The following is a 15,040-nucleotide window of genomic DNA, read 5'->3' on the forward strand; positions in this document are numbered from 1 at the left end:
AAGTTTCACGATGGCGACCGAGCAGTCCGCCCCGCCACCTCGAAAGGTGGCGGGGCGGAGTGTTTCGGGATCGGGTCTGTGCGACCGTCACTTCAATTCGACCGTCACTTCAGTTCGGCGGACGACTTTCCGAGCAGGCGGCGTGCGACGATCAGCTGCTGGATTTGCTGGGTGCCCTCGAAGATGTCGAGAATCTTCGAGTCGCGGCCCCACTTCTCGAGCAACGGGCGCTGCGAGTAGCCGTAGGTTCCGGCCAACTCGACTGCCTTGAGCGTCACGTCGGTGCCGGTGCGGCCGGCCTTCGCCTTGGACATGGACGCTTCGAGCGAGTTCGGCTTCTTGTTGTCCGCCATCCACGCCGCGCGCAGAGACAGCAGGTACGCGGCCTCCCAGTCGGCTTCCAAACGGATGAACTCGGCTGCAGCTGCATGCTGGTTGTAGACCGGTGTGTCGTAGGAGATCTCGACACCGGCTTCGGTCAGGATGCCGCGCAGTTCTTCGAGAGCCGCGCGTCCGACGCCGACGGCCATGGCTGCAACGAGGGGCCGGGTGTTGTCGAACGTCTGCATGACGCCGGCAAAGCCCTGCTCGACGTTGACCTCCGGGCTGCCGAGAATGTTGTCCGCGGGAATGCGGCAATCCTGGAGCAGGAGTACTGCGGTGTCGGATGCCTTGATGCCCAGCTTGTGCTCGAGGCGAGCAACGCTCAGGCCCGGTGCGTCACGCGGAACGACGAACGACTTGATGGCCGCTCGGCCCTTCGACTTGTCGACCGACGCCCACACGACGATGTGCGTCGAACGCTCACCGGCGGTGACGAAGATCTTCTCGCCGTTGAGAACCCACTCGTCGCCGTCGAGAACGGCGGTGGTGGTCACTGCGGCGGAGTCGGAACCGAAGCTCGGTTCGGTGATGGCCATCGAGGCCCACACCTTGCCGAAACGTTCGAGCTGTTCGTCGGTGGACACTGCGGCGATCGCGGCGTTGCCGAGCCCCTGGTAGGGGATCGAGAGCATGAGTCCGACGTCGCCCCAAGATGTTTCGAGCGAGTTGAGGAGCGCAGACATGTTGCCGCCGTTGGCGTTGCCACCCTTGGCGCTCGCGTCGGACCGTCCGCCGCTGGCACCGCCGATGTCTCCACCGGAATCGGAGAGGCCTTCGACCATGGCGGCCATGGTGTCGAGCTCGACGGGATACTCGTGCTCAGCGAGATCGTACTTACGTGAAATGGGTCGGAAGATCTGCGCCGCGACCTGATGTGCCTGGTTCGCTGATGCTTTGAGCTTCTTGGGAAGTTCGAGGTTGATCATCGTGGTTCTCCTGGAAGTTCAGCGGCGTCAGATGAGGACGATGCCCTCGGCAACGCCGATGGCACGGAGGTCGCGGTACCAGCGCTCGACCGGGTGTTCCTTGGTGAACCCGTGTCCACCGAGGAGTTGCACACCGTCGAGGCCGATCTGCATGCCCTTCTCGGAAGCCAGCTTCCGGGCCAGAGCGGATTCGCGAGCGAAGGACAAGCCCTGCTCGGCGCGTGAAGCGCCGCGAAGCGTGACCAGACGCAGTCCGTCGAGTTCGATGCCGATGTTGGCGACCATGAAGGCAACCGCCTGGCGGTGGCTGATCGGCTCGCCGAACGCTTCGCGCTCGTTGACGTACGGAATCACGTAGTCGAGAACTGCCTGGCTGGTGCCGACGGCCATGGACGCCCAACCGAGGCGAGCCAGGCGAATCGCGTCGGCGTATTCGGCCTTACGCTGCTCGGCGTCACCGTCGCCGAGCAGTGCGGACTCCGACACAGCGACGTCGGTGAGGATCAGGCGACCCAGGCCGGCGGCGCGCAGACCCATGCTGGGATCTGCTTCGACGACGAGTCCCTTGGTGTCGGATTCGACGATGAAGAAGGACGGCTTGCCGTCGAGTTCCGCGGCGATGACGAAGAGTTCGGACGTAGCCGCGGCGGGCACCAAGCTCTTGACGCCGTTGAGCTTGTAGCCGCTGGGGGAGCGCACTGCCTTGGTCTGCAGGGCAAACGGATCGAACAGTGCGCGTGGTTCGTTGACCACCACTGCTGCGCCGGGGACCTGCTCGCCGGTGAAGGCCGGAAGGTAGGTCTTCTGCTGCGCGTCGGTGCCCCACTGCGTCAGTGCAACTGCAACACCGCTCGGTGCGAGGATCGGAAGTGCAAGTCCCATGTCTCCGTGCGCAAGTGCCTCGGCAACAAGAGAATTGGTGACTGCGCCGCGATCGGCGGCTGCTCCGTCGAGTTCTTCGGGAACGTTGATCAGCGTGATACCGAGCTCGGCCGCGCGCTTGGAGAGATCGGCGGGGGCCTGAGCTGCGCCGTCGGCGTCGTAGGCCGCGGGACGCAGGATTTCGGCCGCGAACTCACGCACCGTCTCGACGATCATCTTCTGGTCGTCGTCCGGGGTGAGATCGAAGTAGTCGGCGTTCTTGCTCGGGTTGTCGGGCAGGCGCTTGGGTGCACCGTTGCCCGAGACCTTCTGGAATCCTCGAGTGGCGGCACCCAGGGTTTTGAAGCCCGTCTTGGTGCCCTCGTAGGTCACGCGATCGATGGTCTGACGCAGATTGAACTTCTCGGCCAGTTCCGAACCGGTGATCTTGGTAAGCACACGCATGGCTGCGCCCATGGCGTCGCGTTTGATCGGGTTCAGGCCGACGGCGGACGTGTCGCGGGGCGCACCCTTGGCGCCGCCGCGCTGCGCGCCCGATTCGCTGCGCTGAGCGCTCTTGTCGGGGGCAACACTGTCTTGCTTGGTCATGATCACCAGCTGTTTCTCGGTGTTGGGGCGTTGGACGATTTTTATCTTACTCATCAGTAAGGTCTGTTGTCGAGAAACCGCGAAATGATGCGCGTCATAGGCTCGAGGGGTGAGCCGGACAGAGGTGCCAGATCGGATACAGCGATATATGCGCTACGCGCCGTTGGTGGTGGTCCCGTGCCTGTTGATCGCCAGCACGTATCCGGGGGAGTATCGAGTTCCCGTCACCTACTGGATGCTGTCGATGCTGTCGGCGCTCGCCTTCGTCGCCGGCCGTCGATGGCCGGTCTTCGCGTCCCTGGCCATCTCGGCGCTCGCGGTTCCGATGTTCGTCGCCGACGCCTGGGGGCTGTCCGAACTTGTTCCGTATCTCGGGGCTGTCGCCGTCGTCGACGTCACGATGCGGGCCGAGCGCAGAGAAATGGTTGCCGTATCGGCAGCAGGATGGTGCGGTTCGGTGCTCGCGGGGATCTGGTTCGAATCTCACGAAGCATTCTTCTCTGTCACCACGGCTGTGAAAGTGCTTGCGTACGTGGGGTTGCCACTGCTGCTCGGACTGTATCTGCGCTCGCAGCGTGAATTGGCCGCGAACAATCTTGCGCAGACCCGCGCTGCGGAGCGCAGTGCGCTCGCCCGCGAACTGCACGACCTGGTTGCACACCACATGGCATCGATCGTCCTGAGAATCGGCGTGGCTCAACATGTCTTGGCGCCCCAGGACGAGGCCGTGCGTGAGGTCCTCGCGGATGTGCGTGCGACGGCGTCGGATGCGTTGGCCGATATCCGTCGGCTTCTGGTCGCACTTCGTGATCCTTCGCTCGGTGAGGTCGCTCTGGTCGAGCCGGATGCCGTAGACGCGGAAATCGGGGCGGCGATAGATCGTGTGCGTGCGGCGGGTTTCGAGGTGCAGTCGGTCTTCGATACCCAGGAGAATGTCGAGTCAGGCGCAGCCGATCTCGATGCAATCGGGAGGCTGACGTTGTTGCGGGTGATTCAGGAATCACTGACCAACGTCATGAAGCATGGCGACAAGAAGGGGCTGGTATCGGTCTCGGTCGGTCGCGATGACAACCGGGTGCATGTCAGGGTTGTCAACGACGTCGAAGGATCGCCCCGGAATGCAGGTCATGGCCTGGTGGGAATGCAGGAGCGCGCGGAGTTGGTCGGCGGCGAGATGACCGCCGGCACGAACAGTGACGGGAAATGGGAAGTGCACGTGAGTATTCCACTGGTTGTCTCGGGCGGTGTCTCGTGATCAGCGTGCTGATCGTCGACGACCAGCGACTGGTGCGCGCCGGTTTGCGGATGCTGTGCGCGGCAGCCGAGGACATGACCGTGGCCGGTGAGGCGTCGAACGGCGTCGAGGCGGTGGCACTCGCTGCCGAATTGGATCCCGACGTGATTCTGATGGACTTGAGAATGCCCGGGCTGGACGGGATCGGTGCCACGCAGCAGATCGTCAAGGCCGGTCGTCGAGCGCGCATTCTCGTGTTGACCACCTTCGACGACGACGATCATCTGTATCCCGCACTCGCCGCGGGGGCTTCGGGGTTCTTCGTCAAGGACACCGAACCCGCCGAGCTGCTCGGCGCCATTCGGCGGGTCGCCGAGGGCGAGATGGTGTTCACTCCGGAACTTCTCCGCCGCGTTGTGGATCGAGCGGTGATTGGTGGTATCGCAGACACTGCGGTGACAGACAAGGTTCCGCTGACCGATCGCGAATCGCAGGTCCTCGCACTGGTGGCAGAAGGGAAAAGCAATCAGGAGATCGCGGACACGCTGCATCTGGGTGTGACCACGGTGAAGACACACGTGGCGAACCTGATGTCGAAGACCGGTTGCGACAATCGGGTTCGCCTCGCTGTGTACCACTGGCAGAACTTTCAGTGACCGGAGTGTGAACCAGGCATCGGCATGTCCATCTGCATCGGAGCCGCCTTCTGTCCCGGTTCGAGGACGAGGAATTGGCCCATCATCCCTTGATCCTCGTGCATCAGCAGGTGGCAGTGGAACATGTACGGGAACGTGGGATCGGTGTACTCGGACCACTGCAGTGCGACGCGAACCCTGCTGCCCGGCGGTGTGTAGACGGTGTCCTTGAGTCCGCGCAAGTGCGGCGGGGGAGTGCGACCGTCGACGTCGAGGATCTGGAACTGTACGTCGTGGACATGGAAATTGTGTGGCCAGTTGTCCTTGTTGGTGATCGTCCACACCTCGGTCGCGCCGACCTCCGCCTCGAAGTCGATGCGGTTCATGTCCATTCGTTGCCCGTTGATCATGTACCACTGCAGATCGAAGGTTCGGGAAACGCTTGCCTTCGACGGATCGAGACGCGGCAGTGCGGCCAACTGCGCCGGGAGAGTCGACCGTGACGCGCGGCTGGCAACCCCCCGCAGCTCGATGATGTCGAAGCGGTCGTTCATGCCGAAGTTCTCGGCGTCGGAGGAACTCACGCCACCGCCGTCCTCGATCGGGAACGACACCAGTGTGGTCGTCGCACCGGGGTCGACGCGAACCACGATCTCGGCTCGTTCACCGGGGCTGAGCTGAATCCGCTTGATCGCAATCGGTGATTCGAGCAGTCCGCCGTCGGTGGCAATCAGATCGAACGTGCGGTCGTCGGGGAACCCCAGGTTGTAGAGACGGCCGGAAGAGCCGTTCAGGATGCGCAACCGGACGACCCCGGTGGTGACGTCGAGGTAGGCGTCGGAGATGCCGTTGGTGACGATCGTGTCGCCGAGCAGGCCGATGTCGGTCGGATCTGATTCGTCGAAGCTGCCGTCGGCGAGGAATCGACGATCCTGGATTATCAGCGGAACATCGTCGACACCATAGGTTTTGGGGATGTCCAACGCCCGGGTGTCGGCATCGTCGATCAGGAACAGTCCGGCAAGACCGCGCTGCACGTGCCGTTCGGTGGATCCGTGCGGGTGTGGGTGATACCAGAGCGTCGACGCCGGCTGACCGATCGTCCACGCCGGTTCCCAGCGTCCGCCGGCTTGGATGGTCTGGTGCGGGCCACCGTCGTATCTGGCGGGCAGATGCATGCCGTGCCAATGGACGGTCGTGGGCTCTGCCAGTGTGTTGTCGATCGTGAATGCGACAGATTCTCCGCGTTCGGCGCGGACGGTGGGCCCCAGAATGGATCCGTTGAAACCCCAAGTGTCGGTGAGTTTTCCCGCGACGATCTCGGTGGTCCCGGCACCGGCACGAAGTGTGAAGTGGCGAACACCTGCGTCGTCGACGGTGGATTCGGCAAGCGGCGGAATCGGTAGCGGACGCGAAGTTCCGGCCTCCGCCAACGTGGCGCTCTTCGCTGCCGGGTCGGCGCCGCAGCCCACCGCGAGCCCGAGGGGCGCTGCGGCCAGACCGAACAGAATCGTGCGCCTGGAAATCCGGTTCATCGTTCTCCTGGAAGTAGTGCGTGATCAACTACTTCCAGTCAACGGGCCGAGATGTCGTGCCGAATCCTGCCGACGGGCCTGTCGGAACTCCTCCCTCGGACCCTTGCGGCGGGTGGGATGTTCTGGTAACCGGGTGGTTACCGCAGGCGGGCTAGAACGTCTTCGTGCAGCAGTCCGTTGGTGGCGACCGCGCTGCCGCCGTGCGGACCTGCGCCGCCGTCCAGATCGGTGAACGCGCCGCCGGCCTCACGGACCAATACGTCGAGCGCTGCCAGATCCCACAGGGAAACCTCGGGTTCGGCAGCAATGTCGACGGCGCCTTCGGCCACGAGGCAGTAGGAGAAGAAGTCCCCGTAACCGCGCACGCGCCATACGTGGTCGGTGAGTTCGACGAACTGATCGCGAATTCCGCGGTCCTTCCACCCCGAGAGGCTCGAGAAGCTCAGGCTCGCCGATTCGCTGCGATCGACGGCGGATACCTGGATCGCCCGAGCGTCACCGTCTCCGAAAGACGTATGTGCGCCCAAACCTGTTGCAGCCCACCATCGCCGATTCAGGGCGGGTGCGCTCACGACGCCGATAACGGGGACGCCGTCCTCGAGCAAGCTGATCAGCGTGGCCCACACCGGTACGTTGCGGACGAAGTTCTTGGTCCCGTCGATGGGGTCGACCACCCACTGCCTGCCCTCGAAGACTGCGTCGCCGCCGAATTCTTCGCCCAGTACGGAATCCTCCGGTCGGTGCTCACCGAGTGTCGCGCGCACTGCACGCTCGACAGCGAGGTCGGCGTCGGAGACAGGGGTGAGGTCCGGCTTGTCGTCGACTCGAAGATCGAGCGCACCGAAGCGGGCGCGAGTGATCGCGTCAGCCTCGTCGGCGATACGGAGGGCGAGTGCGAGGTCGGATGCGCGATCGGTCACGGATACACAACCTACCGGCTCAAACGGGGAAGACTTCGTTCAGCTTTCCGGTGGCGACGTCGAAGACGAATCCGCGTAGGGAGGTCGTCGCGGTGACGAACGGACTGTTCTCGATGCGCTTCAACGACTGACGGACGTCCTCGTCGATGTCGGGGAACGATTCGGCAGCCCAGTTGGGTTTGATGCCGATCTCGTCCTGGATGGATCGCTTGAAGTCGTCGTCGGTGAACGTCAGCATTCCGCAGTCGGTGTGGTGGATGAGGATGATCTCGGTAGTTCCCAGCAGACGCTGGCTGATGGCGAGGGATCGGATCTCGTCGTCGGTGACGACTCCACCCGCATTGCGGATGACGTGCGATTCACCTTCCTGGATCCCCAGCACCCGATAGACGTCGATGCGGGCGTCCATGCAGGCGAGAACGGCAACGTGCTTGCTGGGTGGGAGGGGGAGCGGACCGGTGAACTGCTCGGCGTAGGCGGCGTTGTTCTGCAGGTATTCGTCGGTGACAGTCATCACTCCAGTAGGTTCCCTCGGACCCTGGTTGGCAAGGCTTCCAGTCGCGGTGATCCCAATAGGTGACGCACGGGGGAGCAGACAGGGTGACGCACAGCAGAGCCCAGGTCGGCACCCGGTAGCCTTGAGAACCGTGCATCCCGACGTAATTGCAGACCTGAACGCCCTCGACACCACCCTTCGCACCTGCGAATCGGTTGTGGACGTCGAGGAGCTGCGCCGACGCATCGACGAGCTCGAGCACCAGGCGGCCGACCCCGGTCTGTGGAACGACCAGGAACACGCCCAGCAGGTCACCAGCCAGCTATCCCACGCCCAGGCGGAGCTTCGCCGCATCGTCGCACTGCGCGAGCGGCTCGACGAGATGCCGATCCTCTACGAACTGGCAGAAGACGAAGGCCCCGACGCGGTGGCCGATGCCGACGCCGAGCGGGCGAGCCTGCGTGACGACATCGCGGCGATGGAAGTCAAGACCATGCTGTCGGGCGAGTACGACGAGCGCGACGCACTCATCAACATCCGCTCCGGCGCCGGCGGAATCGACGCCGCAGACTGGGCCGAGATGCTCATGCGTATGTACATCCGCTGGGCGGAGAAGCACGACTACGGCGTCGAGGTCTACGACACGTCGTACGCCGAAGAAGCCGGACTCAAGAGCGCGACGTTCGCGATCAAGGGCCCGTACACCTACGGAACGCTGTCCGTCGAGATGGGCACCCACCGGCTCGTCCGAATCAGCCCGTTCGACAACCAGGGGCGTCGCCAGACGTCGTTCGCCGAGGTCGAGGTCCTGCCGGTCGTCGAGACGACCGACCACATCGAGATCAACGAGAACGACATCCGCGTCGACGTCTACCGCTCGTCCGGTCCGGGTGGTCAGTCCGTGAACACCACTGACTCCGCCGTTCGACTCACACACATCCCGACGGGAATCGTCGTCACCTGTCAGAACGAGAAGTCGCAGCTCCAGAACAAGGTGTCGGCGATGCGCGTCCTGCAGGCCAAGCTGCTCGCGGTCAAGCGTCAGGAAGAGCGCGCCGAGATGGATGCGCTCAAGGGCGACAGCGGCAGCTCGTGGGGCAACCAGATGCGTTCCTACGTTCTGCATCCGTACCAGATGGTCAAGGACCTGCGTACCGAGTACGAGGTCAACAACCCGTCGGCAGTGCTCGACGGCGACATCGACGGGTTCCTCGAGGCCGGCATCCGCTGGCGCATGAGCGAGAACCAGTCCGCATAGCGTTCGGATACCGAAAGGCACGATGACTTTACTTCGACCTGGGCAGAACCTGCTCGATTGGCTTCAAACCACCGGTTTGTCCGTCCTCATGACCGTGCTCGGCGCGATGATTCTCGCCCGGTTGGTCAGTTGGGGCGGCAACAAGGTCACCGACCAGATCGACTCCAACTATCAGTTGGGCGATGCGCTGGTTCGCTCCGAGGCGACCAAGCATCGCCACTCGGTCGCGCAGGTCATCACCTGGGTGGTCATCACGTTCATCTACGTGATCGCGACGCTGAAGGTTCTCGACCAACTGAACTTGCCGATCGGCAGTCTCGTGGCGCCGGCAACTGTTCTCGGTGCGGCGCTCGGTTTCGGTGCACAGCGCGTCGTGCAGGACATTCTTGCCGGTTTCTTCATCATCACCGAACGCCAGTACGGCTTCGGTGACACCGTCCGGCTTGCGATCACCGGCTCCTCCGACGACGCCGAAGGTGTCATCGAGGACGTGACCCTGCGCGTGACGCGGATGAGAAACTCCGACGGCGAGGTCATCACCGTTCCCAACGGCCAGATCGTGAAAGCGACCAACCTGTCCAAGGACTGGGCACGCGCCGTCATCGACGTTCCGGTTCCGGCGACTGCCGACCTCACCCGGGTCAACGAGGTACTTCGTCAGGTCGGAGTCGACGCGATGGCTGACCGTGGACTCAAGAAACTGCTGCTCGACGAGCCAACGGTCATGGGCGTCGAAAGCCTCGAGGTCGATCAGGTCAATGTGCGGATGGTTGCGCGCACGCTGCCTGGCAAACAATTCCAGGTCGGGCGAGCACTTCGTGTCCGCGTCGCCGCGGCACTGCGACGTCAGGGGATCACGGTGTCACCGGATCTGCACACCGCACGGACCGAGGAGGCGAGCGAATGACCGATCAGGAACCGCGCCGCGGACTCGACCGCCTGATTCACCTGGACTGGCTTCCGTCACGGATCTTCGGTGGCCGGATGCGCACCTCGACGTTCATTCTCGTGGTCGCCTGGATCCTCACGTATCTGCTGCACACGTACCTCAATCCGGAAGAAACGGCAGCAACTCCGCCGCCCAGCGTCGACACGTCAGTCACCGAGCCGTACATCGCTCCATCGGTCAAACCGTCGACGACGACCCCCGTGCCGTCCTCGACCGAGCAGACGACCACCTCCGAGGCTCCGTCCTCGGAATCGAGTACGGGCAGCTCCGGTTCTCCGACGCCGACTTCTGGTCCAGCGCCTGCTCCGGGAAACGCCGAACAGTCTGCGACCACAGTGCCGACGACTCCTGCGACGACGACCGTCCCGCAACCTGGCGCGGCAATGCAGGCACCGACGTCGGTGCCACAGTCACCTGCGACCACCGGTACCGGATAAGGACGAGGGTGCTCGCGCGTGGCGCCAAGGTCACCGTTAGATAACGGCTAGACTGGCTAGTTGTGATCAGCATGAAGAATGTGTCGAAGTCCTACAAGGCCTCCACCAGGCCGGCGCTCGACAAAGTCAGCGTGGAGGTGGAGAAGGGGGAGTTCGTCTTCCTCATCGGCCCCTCCGGCTCTGGCAAGTCGACGTTCATGCGGTTGCTGCTCAAGATGGAGTCGCCCACGTCCGGTGACATCGAGGTCGCGGATTTCCACGTCAACAAGTTGGCGGCCCGCCGCGTGCCGAAGCTTCGCCAGAGCATGGGCTGTGTTTTCCAGGACTTCCGCTTGCTTCAGCAGAAGACGGTGTCCGAGAACGTCGCCTTTGCGTTGGAAGTCATCGGCAAGCCCCGCAACGTCATCGCGCGCACTGTGCCCGAGGTTCTCGACATGGTCGGTCTGGCCGGCAAAGCCGATCGACTGCCCACCGAACTCTCCGGCGGTGAGCAGCAGCGCGTCGCCATCGCCCGCGCATTCGTGAACCGCCCGCTCGTGTTGCTCGCCGACGAGCCCACCGGCAACCTGGACCCCGAAACGAGCCAGGACATCATGCTGCTGCTCGAGCGGATCAACCGCACAGGCACCACCGTCGTCATGGCGACCCACGATCACCACATCGTCGACTCCATGCGTCGACGCGTCATCGAACTCGATCTCGGCAAGGTGACCAGAGACGAAGCGCGGGGTGTGTACGGCGTCGGCAGGTAGCGCCGACTACGACCACACGTCCCGTACGCCCACCGGTTGTCGTGAAACAACCGGCCTCTCGAAAAGGAATCGGATTCCCCGATGCGCGCCAGCTTTATTTTCAGCGAAGTCCTGACCGGCCTACGCCGCAACATCACGATGACCATCGCCATGATCTTGACGACGGCAATCTCCCTCGGTCTCTTCGGCGGAGGTCTGCTGGTCGTGCAGATGGCAGGCAAGACCCAGCAGATCTTCCTCGAACGAGTCGAGGTGCAGATCTTCCTGACCGACGACATCTCTTCGGCTGATCCCGGTTGCGAGCAGGAGATCTGCAGTTCGTTGCGCAAGGAACTCGAGCAGACTCCGTCCGTCGTCGCGGTTCAGTACCTCAACCGCGAAGACGCCGTGAAGGACGCCACCGAGCGCGTGTTCAAGGACCAGCCCGAGCTGGCAGCGCTGGTGAGCCCGGACAGCTTCCCGGCGTCGTTCAAGGTCAAGCTCAGTGACCCGGAGCGGTTCGGCGTCATCAACGACACCTTCGGTTCGAGGCCCGGCGTCGAGAGTGTGCTCAATCAGCGCGAGTTGGTGGACCGACTGTTCAGCGTGCTCGGTGGAGTGCGCAACGCAGCGTTCGCGATCGCGATCGTCCAGGCGATCGCGGCCATCCTGCTGATCGCCAACATGGTCCAGATCGCCGCGTTCACGCGTCGTACCGAGGTCAACATCATGCGGTTGGTCGGCGCGACGCGGTGGTACACCCAGCTTCCGTTCCTCCTCGAAGCCGTCGTGGCGGCTTTGATCGGTGCGGTGCTCGCCATTGCCGGACTGTTCACGGCGAAGAACGTCTTCATCGACGGGGTCCTGTCCGATGTCTACGAAGCCAATATCGTGGCGCGGATCTCCAACAGTGACGTGCTGTTCGTCTCGCCGATCCTCGTGCTTGCCGGCGTCGGAATGGCCGCGGTGACGGCGTACGTGACACTGCGTCTGTACGTCCGCGAATAATCGGTTTGCACGAGCTTCTATGCTGGAACAGCAAGAACCATTCGACAGCAAGACAGCGGACTGAGAGGCCCGGACAGTGAAGGAAAAGGGCCGCAAGGTCATTGCGACCAATCGCAAAGCACGCCACAACTACACGATCATCGACACCTACGAGGCCGGTATCGCGCTCGTCGGGACCGAGGTCAAGAGTCTGCGTGAAGGCAAGGCGTCGCTCGTCGATGCGTTCGCCACCGTGGACAACGGCGAAGTGTGGTTGCGCTCGTTGCACATTCCGGAGTACACGCAAGGCACGTGGAACAACCACTCTCCGCGCCGCACCCGAAAGCTCCTGCTGCACAAGCGTGAGATCGAGCACCTCGTCGGCAAGACCCGCGAGGGAAACCAGACACTGGTTCCGCTGTCGATGTACTTCAACGACGGCAAGGTCAAGGTCGAACTCGCGCTGGCAAAGGGTAAGCAGGACTACGACAAGCGCCAGGACATGGCCAAGCGGACCGCCGAGCGCGAGGTGACCCGCGAGCTCGGTCGTCGTATCAAGGGCATGCGCTGACCTCCATCCTGCTTGCCCTCGTGGCGGCAGTTGCCTACGGAGTCAGCGACTTCGTCGGGGGAGTTGCATCACGACGAGTTGCCGCACTGCGTGTGGTGATCGTCTCGTATCCGCTCTCGCTCGTCATCGTTCTGATCGCAGCACCTTTCGTTTCCGGGACGCTGACGCTGAACGGTTTGATCTGGGGCGCGATCGCGGGCGTCACGAGTGGTCTGGCGGTGTGGTGGTTCTATCTCGCGCTGGCAACTGGCCCCATGTCGGTGGTCTCGCCGCTGACAGCTGTTCTGGTGGCGGGTATTCCGGTCCTCGTCGGATTCGCATTCGGTGAGCGGCCGGGGTTGATCGCGTACCTGGGTATTGCCGTCGCGCTGGTCGCCGTCGTCCTGGTCAGCCGCGAGTCGCCTGACGACACCGCGGGTGAGGTCGCCGGCGGAATCACTCTCCGCTTCACCAGGCAAGTGGCGCTTCTGACCGTCGGAAGCGGCGGCGCATTTGCTCTCTCGTTCATCGCACTTCACCAGATCGGCGAGGGCAGCGGACTGTGGGCGTTGGCCGTATCTCGCGGCGCCGCGACCGTCGTGGTGTGGTTGGTCGCGCTGGCGGCCGGTCACTTCGTTCTCCCACGAGGCGAGCCACTCAAACTCGCGGTGTACGTCAGCGTCCTCGACGTCGTCGCGAACGGGACGATGATCTACGCCTTCCAAGGCGGAATGCTCTCACTGGTCAGCGTGATCGGTTCGCTGTATCCGGCTGCGACGGTTCTGCTCGCCATGGTGATGCTGGGCGAGCGGGTAAGCCGCGTGCAACAAGCGGGAATGCTGTTGGCGCTGGCGGCAGTCGGCATGATTGCCGTCGCGGGCGCCTAGATTCTTTTCGAGTTCCAGCGTTTTCAGTCCTAGTGTTTCAGCCGCGTCTGTCGGCCGGCGCTGCGCGTAGGTGAACACGCTCGCCCTGTTTCCCGAAGAGACTGATCGCCTCCGCAGGTCGGCCGTCGGCAGCGCTGATGCGGTGCGGAATGTGGGTGTCGAACTCGGCGGCCTCACCTGCCCCCATGATGAAATCCCGGTCGCCGAGTTGGAGTCGGATGCGCCCGGACAGAACGTAGACCCACTCGTAGCCCTCGTGGGATCCCGGTTCGCGATCGTCGTCGGTGGGCGAGATGATCATCTTGTAGGCCTGGAGGTTGCCGGGCTGACTGGTCAGCGGAATGACCGTCATGCATCCGACCGTTCGCGGTTCTTCTCGAACGCGGGGGTCCTTGATCTTGCTGTTCACCAGGTCGTCCAACGGGACGCCGTGTGCCTTGGCGATCGGCAGCAGCAACTCCAAGTTGGCTCGCCGAGTACCGGATTCGAGTCTCGAGAGTGTGCTGACGCTGATGTCGGTGGTCTCCGACAGGTCGGCAAGGGTCATGTCGGACTGCTGGCGCAACGCACGTAGGCGAGGGCCGATGCCGGCTAGAACGGCTTCGAACGATGTTTCGGTCATGGATCTATTTTGCCAAAGTGGCAACAGTGTTTGTCAAGAACGCGATCTCTTGTCATTCTGGATTCATGACGCAGAACTCATTCGACGTAGCAGTAATCGGAGCCGGCGCGGCGGGGCTGAACGCCGCACTTATCCTTGGTCAGGCACGCAGGTCCGTGATCGTCTTCGACAACGGATCACCACGGAACGCGGCCGCCGATCACATGAACGGATTCCTCTCCCGCGACGGCATGAACCCCGCCGAATTGTTGACCATCGGCCGAGGCGAGGTCCGCAAATTCGGCGGCGAGTTCCATGACGGCACCGTTGTCTCCGTGACACGGGACGGCGAGAAGTTCTCGGTAGAACTGGCTGACGGCAGCAAGATTCAGGTGCGCAAGGTCCTCGTTGCAACGGGTCTGACGGACCGCCTGCCGGACGAACTCGAAGTCTTCGGCGAGCGTTGGGGCCGCGACGTGTTGCACTGCCCGTACTGCCACGGGTACAGCGTGCGCGATCAGCCGCTTGGCGTGATCGCCAAGAGCGCGGAATTTGCGATGCACCAGGCCCTCATGGTTCGCCAGTGGTCCGACGACGTAGTTCTCTTCCTCCATCGAATCACCGAACTGAGTTCCGAAGATCGGGAAAAGCTTGCAGCTCGCGATATTTCGATCGTCGAGGGTGAGATCGCTGGTCCCGTCGTCGAGGATGATCGGTTGGTGGGCGTGCGGTTGGCCGACGGCACTGTGGTCGCGCGTTCGGCGGTCTTTGTCGGTGGCGCTCTCACGATGGACCCCAACGATGCGATCTTGCGCGCGTTCGGCGCGCAGCGCGCTGAGACGATGATGGGCGATTTCGTCACAGTCGACATGATGGGGGCGACGAGCGTGCCCGGTGTGTTCGCTGCGGGCAACGTCGTCGACCCGGGTGCCCAGGTCATCATGGCCGCAGCCGCCGGGGCGAAGGCTGGAGCGGGGATCAACATGATGTTGACCAACGACGACCTCGAGGTTGCACTCGCGCTTCGCAGTTGAATTGTG

General features: G+C 63.3%; 16 protein-coding genes. 10 read left to right on the forward strand and 6 right to left on the reverse strand.

From position 1 onward, the window contains the following. Positions 1-104 precede the first annotated feature (104 nt). Positions 105-1,310 carry an acyl-CoA dehydrogenase family protein gene (locus tag FEZ59_RS27515; RefSeq protein ID WP_003942363.1) on the reverse strand — a complete coding sequence of 402 codons (1,206 nt, stop codon included), beginning with the start codon at positions 1,308-1,310 and terminating at the stop codon, positions 105-107. A 27-nt stretch (positions 1,311-1,337) separates the two neighbouring features. After that, complete coding sequence (locus FEZ59_RS27520) at positions 1,338-2,786, reverse strand: acyl-CoA dehydrogenase family protein (protein WP_029255064.1); 1,449 nt, start codon at positions 2,784-2,786, stop codon at positions 1,338-1,340. Positions 2,787-2,928: 142 nt separating this feature from the next. Between FEZ59_RS27520 and FEZ59_RS27525 the strand changes: the two genes are divergently transcribed. After that, a complete protein-coding gene (locus FEZ59_RS27525) occupies positions 2,929-4,035 on the forward strand; it encodes a histidine kinase (RefSeq protein ID WP_020969253.1) in 1,107 nt (368 codons plus the stop codon). Beyond that, positions 4,032-4,670, forward strand: coding sequence for a response regulator transcription factor (locus tag FEZ59_RS27530; RefSeq protein ID WP_020969254.1), 639 nt, complete (start codon positions 4,032-4,034; stop codon positions 4,668-4,670). Before FEZ59_RS27525 ends, FEZ59_RS27530 begins: the two co-directional genes overlap by 4 nt. Here FEZ59_RS27530 and FEZ59_RS27535 read toward each other — a convergent pair. From FEZ59_RS27535 to FEZ59_RS27545, 3 genes are all read right to left on the reverse strand, one after another. Beyond that, on the reverse strand, positions 4,664-6,184 hold the full coding sequence (locus FEZ59_RS27535) for a multicopper oxidase domain-containing protein (RefSeq protein WP_172933465.1): 1,521 nt from the start codon (positions 6,182-6,184) through the stop codon (positions 4,664-4,666). The genes FEZ59_RS27530 and FEZ59_RS27535 overlap by 7 nt on opposite strands. A gap of 137 nt (positions 6,185-6,321) precedes the next feature. Beyond that, positions 6,322-7,104: a histidinol-phosphatase gene (hisN, locus tag FEZ59_RS27540; RefSeq protein ID WP_020969256.1), complete on the reverse strand. Its 783-nt coding sequence runs from the start codon at positions 7,102-7,104 to the stop codon at positions 6,322-6,324. A 19-nt stretch (positions 7,105-7,123) separates the two neighbouring features. Then, the gene (locus tag FEZ59_RS27545) at positions 7,124-7,618 is read right to left on the reverse strand and encodes a carbonic anhydrase (protein ID WP_097387522.1); all 495 of its coding nucleotides are present in this window, start codon (positions 7,616-7,618) and stop codon (positions 7,124-7,126) included. Between the two features lie 133 nt (positions 7,619-7,751). Here FEZ59_RS27545 and prfB point away from each other — a divergent pair, with 133 nt between their 5' ends. The 7 genes from prfB to FEZ59_RS27580 all read left to right on the forward strand — a co-directional run bounded on the left by prfB (position 7,752) and on the right by FEZ59_RS27580 (position 13,399). Further along, the gene (prfB, locus tag FEZ59_RS27550; RefSeq protein WP_003942364.1) at positions 7,752-8,858 is read left to right on the forward strand and encodes a peptide chain release factor 2; all 1,107 of its coding nucleotides are present in this window, start codon (positions 7,752-7,754) and stop codon (positions 8,856-8,858) included. A 22-nt stretch (positions 8,859-8,880) separates the two neighbouring features. Next, positions 8,881-9,765 carry a mechanosensitive ion channel family protein gene (locus tag FEZ59_RS27555; RefSeq protein WP_019747849.1) on the forward strand — a complete coding sequence of 295 codons (885 nt, stop codon included), beginning with the start codon at positions 8,881-8,883 and terminating at the stop codon, positions 9,763-9,765. Beyond that, positions 9,762-10,244: a hypothetical protein gene (locus FEZ59_RS27560; protein WP_046378360.1), complete on the forward strand. Its 483-nt coding sequence runs from the start codon at positions 9,762-9,764 to the stop codon at positions 10,242-10,244. Before FEZ59_RS27555 ends, FEZ59_RS27560 begins: the two co-directional genes overlap by 4 nt. A 62-nt stretch (positions 10,245-10,306) precedes the next feature. After that, positions 10,307-10,996 (forward strand): cell division ATP-binding protein FtsE, encoded by a 690-nt coding sequence (gene ftsE, locus FEZ59_RS27565; RefSeq protein WP_003942294.1) that lies wholly within the window; start codon positions 10,307-10,309, stop codon positions 10,994-10,996. Positions 10,997-11,077: 81 nt separating this feature from the next. Then, a complete protein-coding gene (ftsX, locus tag FEZ59_RS27570) occupies positions 11,078-11,983 on the forward strand; it encodes a permease-like cell division protein FtsX (RefSeq protein ID WP_003942367.1) in 906 nt (301 codons plus the stop codon). 76 nt (positions 11,984-12,059) lie between these two features. Further along, on the forward strand, positions 12,060-12,533 hold the full coding sequence (gene smpB / locus FEZ59_RS27575; RefSeq protein WP_003942330.1) for an SsrA-binding protein SmpB: 474 nt from the start codon (positions 12,060-12,062) through the stop codon (positions 12,531-12,533). Positions 12,534-12,541: 8 nt separating this feature from the next. Then, positions 12,542-13,399, forward strand: coding sequence for a DMT family transporter (locus FEZ59_RS27580; protein ID WP_075832889.1), 858 nt, complete (start codon positions 12,542-12,544; stop codon positions 13,397-13,399). Positions 13,400-13,436: 37 nt separating this feature from the next. Here the strand turns inward: FEZ59_RS27580 and FEZ59_RS27585 are convergent, their stop codons facing one another. Beyond that, positions 13,437-14,021, reverse strand: a complete 585-nt coding sequence (locus tag FEZ59_RS27585; RefSeq protein WP_007731290.1) for an XRE family transcriptional regulator — start codon at positions 14,019-14,021, stop codon at positions 13,437-13,439. A 65-nt stretch (positions 14,022-14,086) separates the two neighbouring features. On the opposite strand from FEZ59_RS27585, the gene FEZ59_RS27590 reads away from it, so the two are divergent. Then, positions 14,087-15,034: an NAD(P)/FAD-dependent oxidoreductase gene (locus FEZ59_RS27590; protein ID WP_172933466.1), complete on the forward strand. Its 948-nt coding sequence runs from the start codon at positions 14,087-14,089 to the stop codon at positions 15,032-15,034. The last annotated feature ends 6 nt before the right edge of the window (positions 15,035-15,040 follow it).

This window comes from Rhodococcus sp. MS13, assembly GCF_013277835.1.
GTDB lineage: Bacteria > Actinomycetota > Actinomycetes > Mycobacteriales > Mycobacteriaceae > Rhodococcus_F > Rhodococcus_F erythropolis.

What these genes read in the sequence shown, in the direction of transcription:
- FEZ59_RS27585 (WP_007731290.1), bottom strand. Translation starts at nt 14,021, where the DNA reads ATGACCGAAACATCGTTCGAAGCCGTTCTAGCCGGCATCGGCCCTCGC.
- FEZ59_RS27555 (WP_019747849.1), top strand. Translation starts at nt 8,881, where the DNA reads ATGACTTTACTTCGACCTGGGCAGAACCTGCTCGATTGGCTTCAAACC.
- FEZ59_RS27590 (WP_172933466.1), top strand. Translation starts at nt 14,087, where the DNA reads ATGACGCAGAACTCATTCGACGTAGCAGTAATCGGAGCCGGCGCGGCG.
- FEZ59_RS27560 (WP_046378360.1), top strand. Translation starts at nt 9,762, where the DNA reads ATGACCGATCAGGAACCGCGCCGCGGACTCGACCGCCTGATTCACCTG.
- FEZ59_RS27515 (WP_003942363.1), bottom strand. Translation starts at nt 1,310, where the DNA reads ATGATCAACCTCGAACTTCCCAAGAAGCTCAAAGCATCAGCGAACCAG.
- ftsX (WP_003942367.1), top strand. Translation starts at nt 11,078, where the DNA reads ATGCGCGCCAGCTTTATTTTCAGCGAAGTCCTGACCGGCCTACGCCGC.
- FEZ59_RS27525 (WP_020969253.1), top strand. Translation starts at nt 2,929, where the DNA reads ATGCGCTACGCGCCGTTGGTGGTGGTCCCGTGCCTGTTGATCGCCAGC.
- FEZ59_RS27545 (WP_097387522.1), bottom strand. Translation starts at nt 7,618, where the DNA reads ATGACTGTCACCGACGAATACCTGCAGAACAACGCCGCCTACGCCGAG.
- FEZ59_RS27535 (WP_172933465.1), bottom strand. Translation starts at nt 6,184, where the DNA reads ATGAACCGGATTTCCAGGCGCACGATTCTGTTCGGTCTGGCCGCAGCG.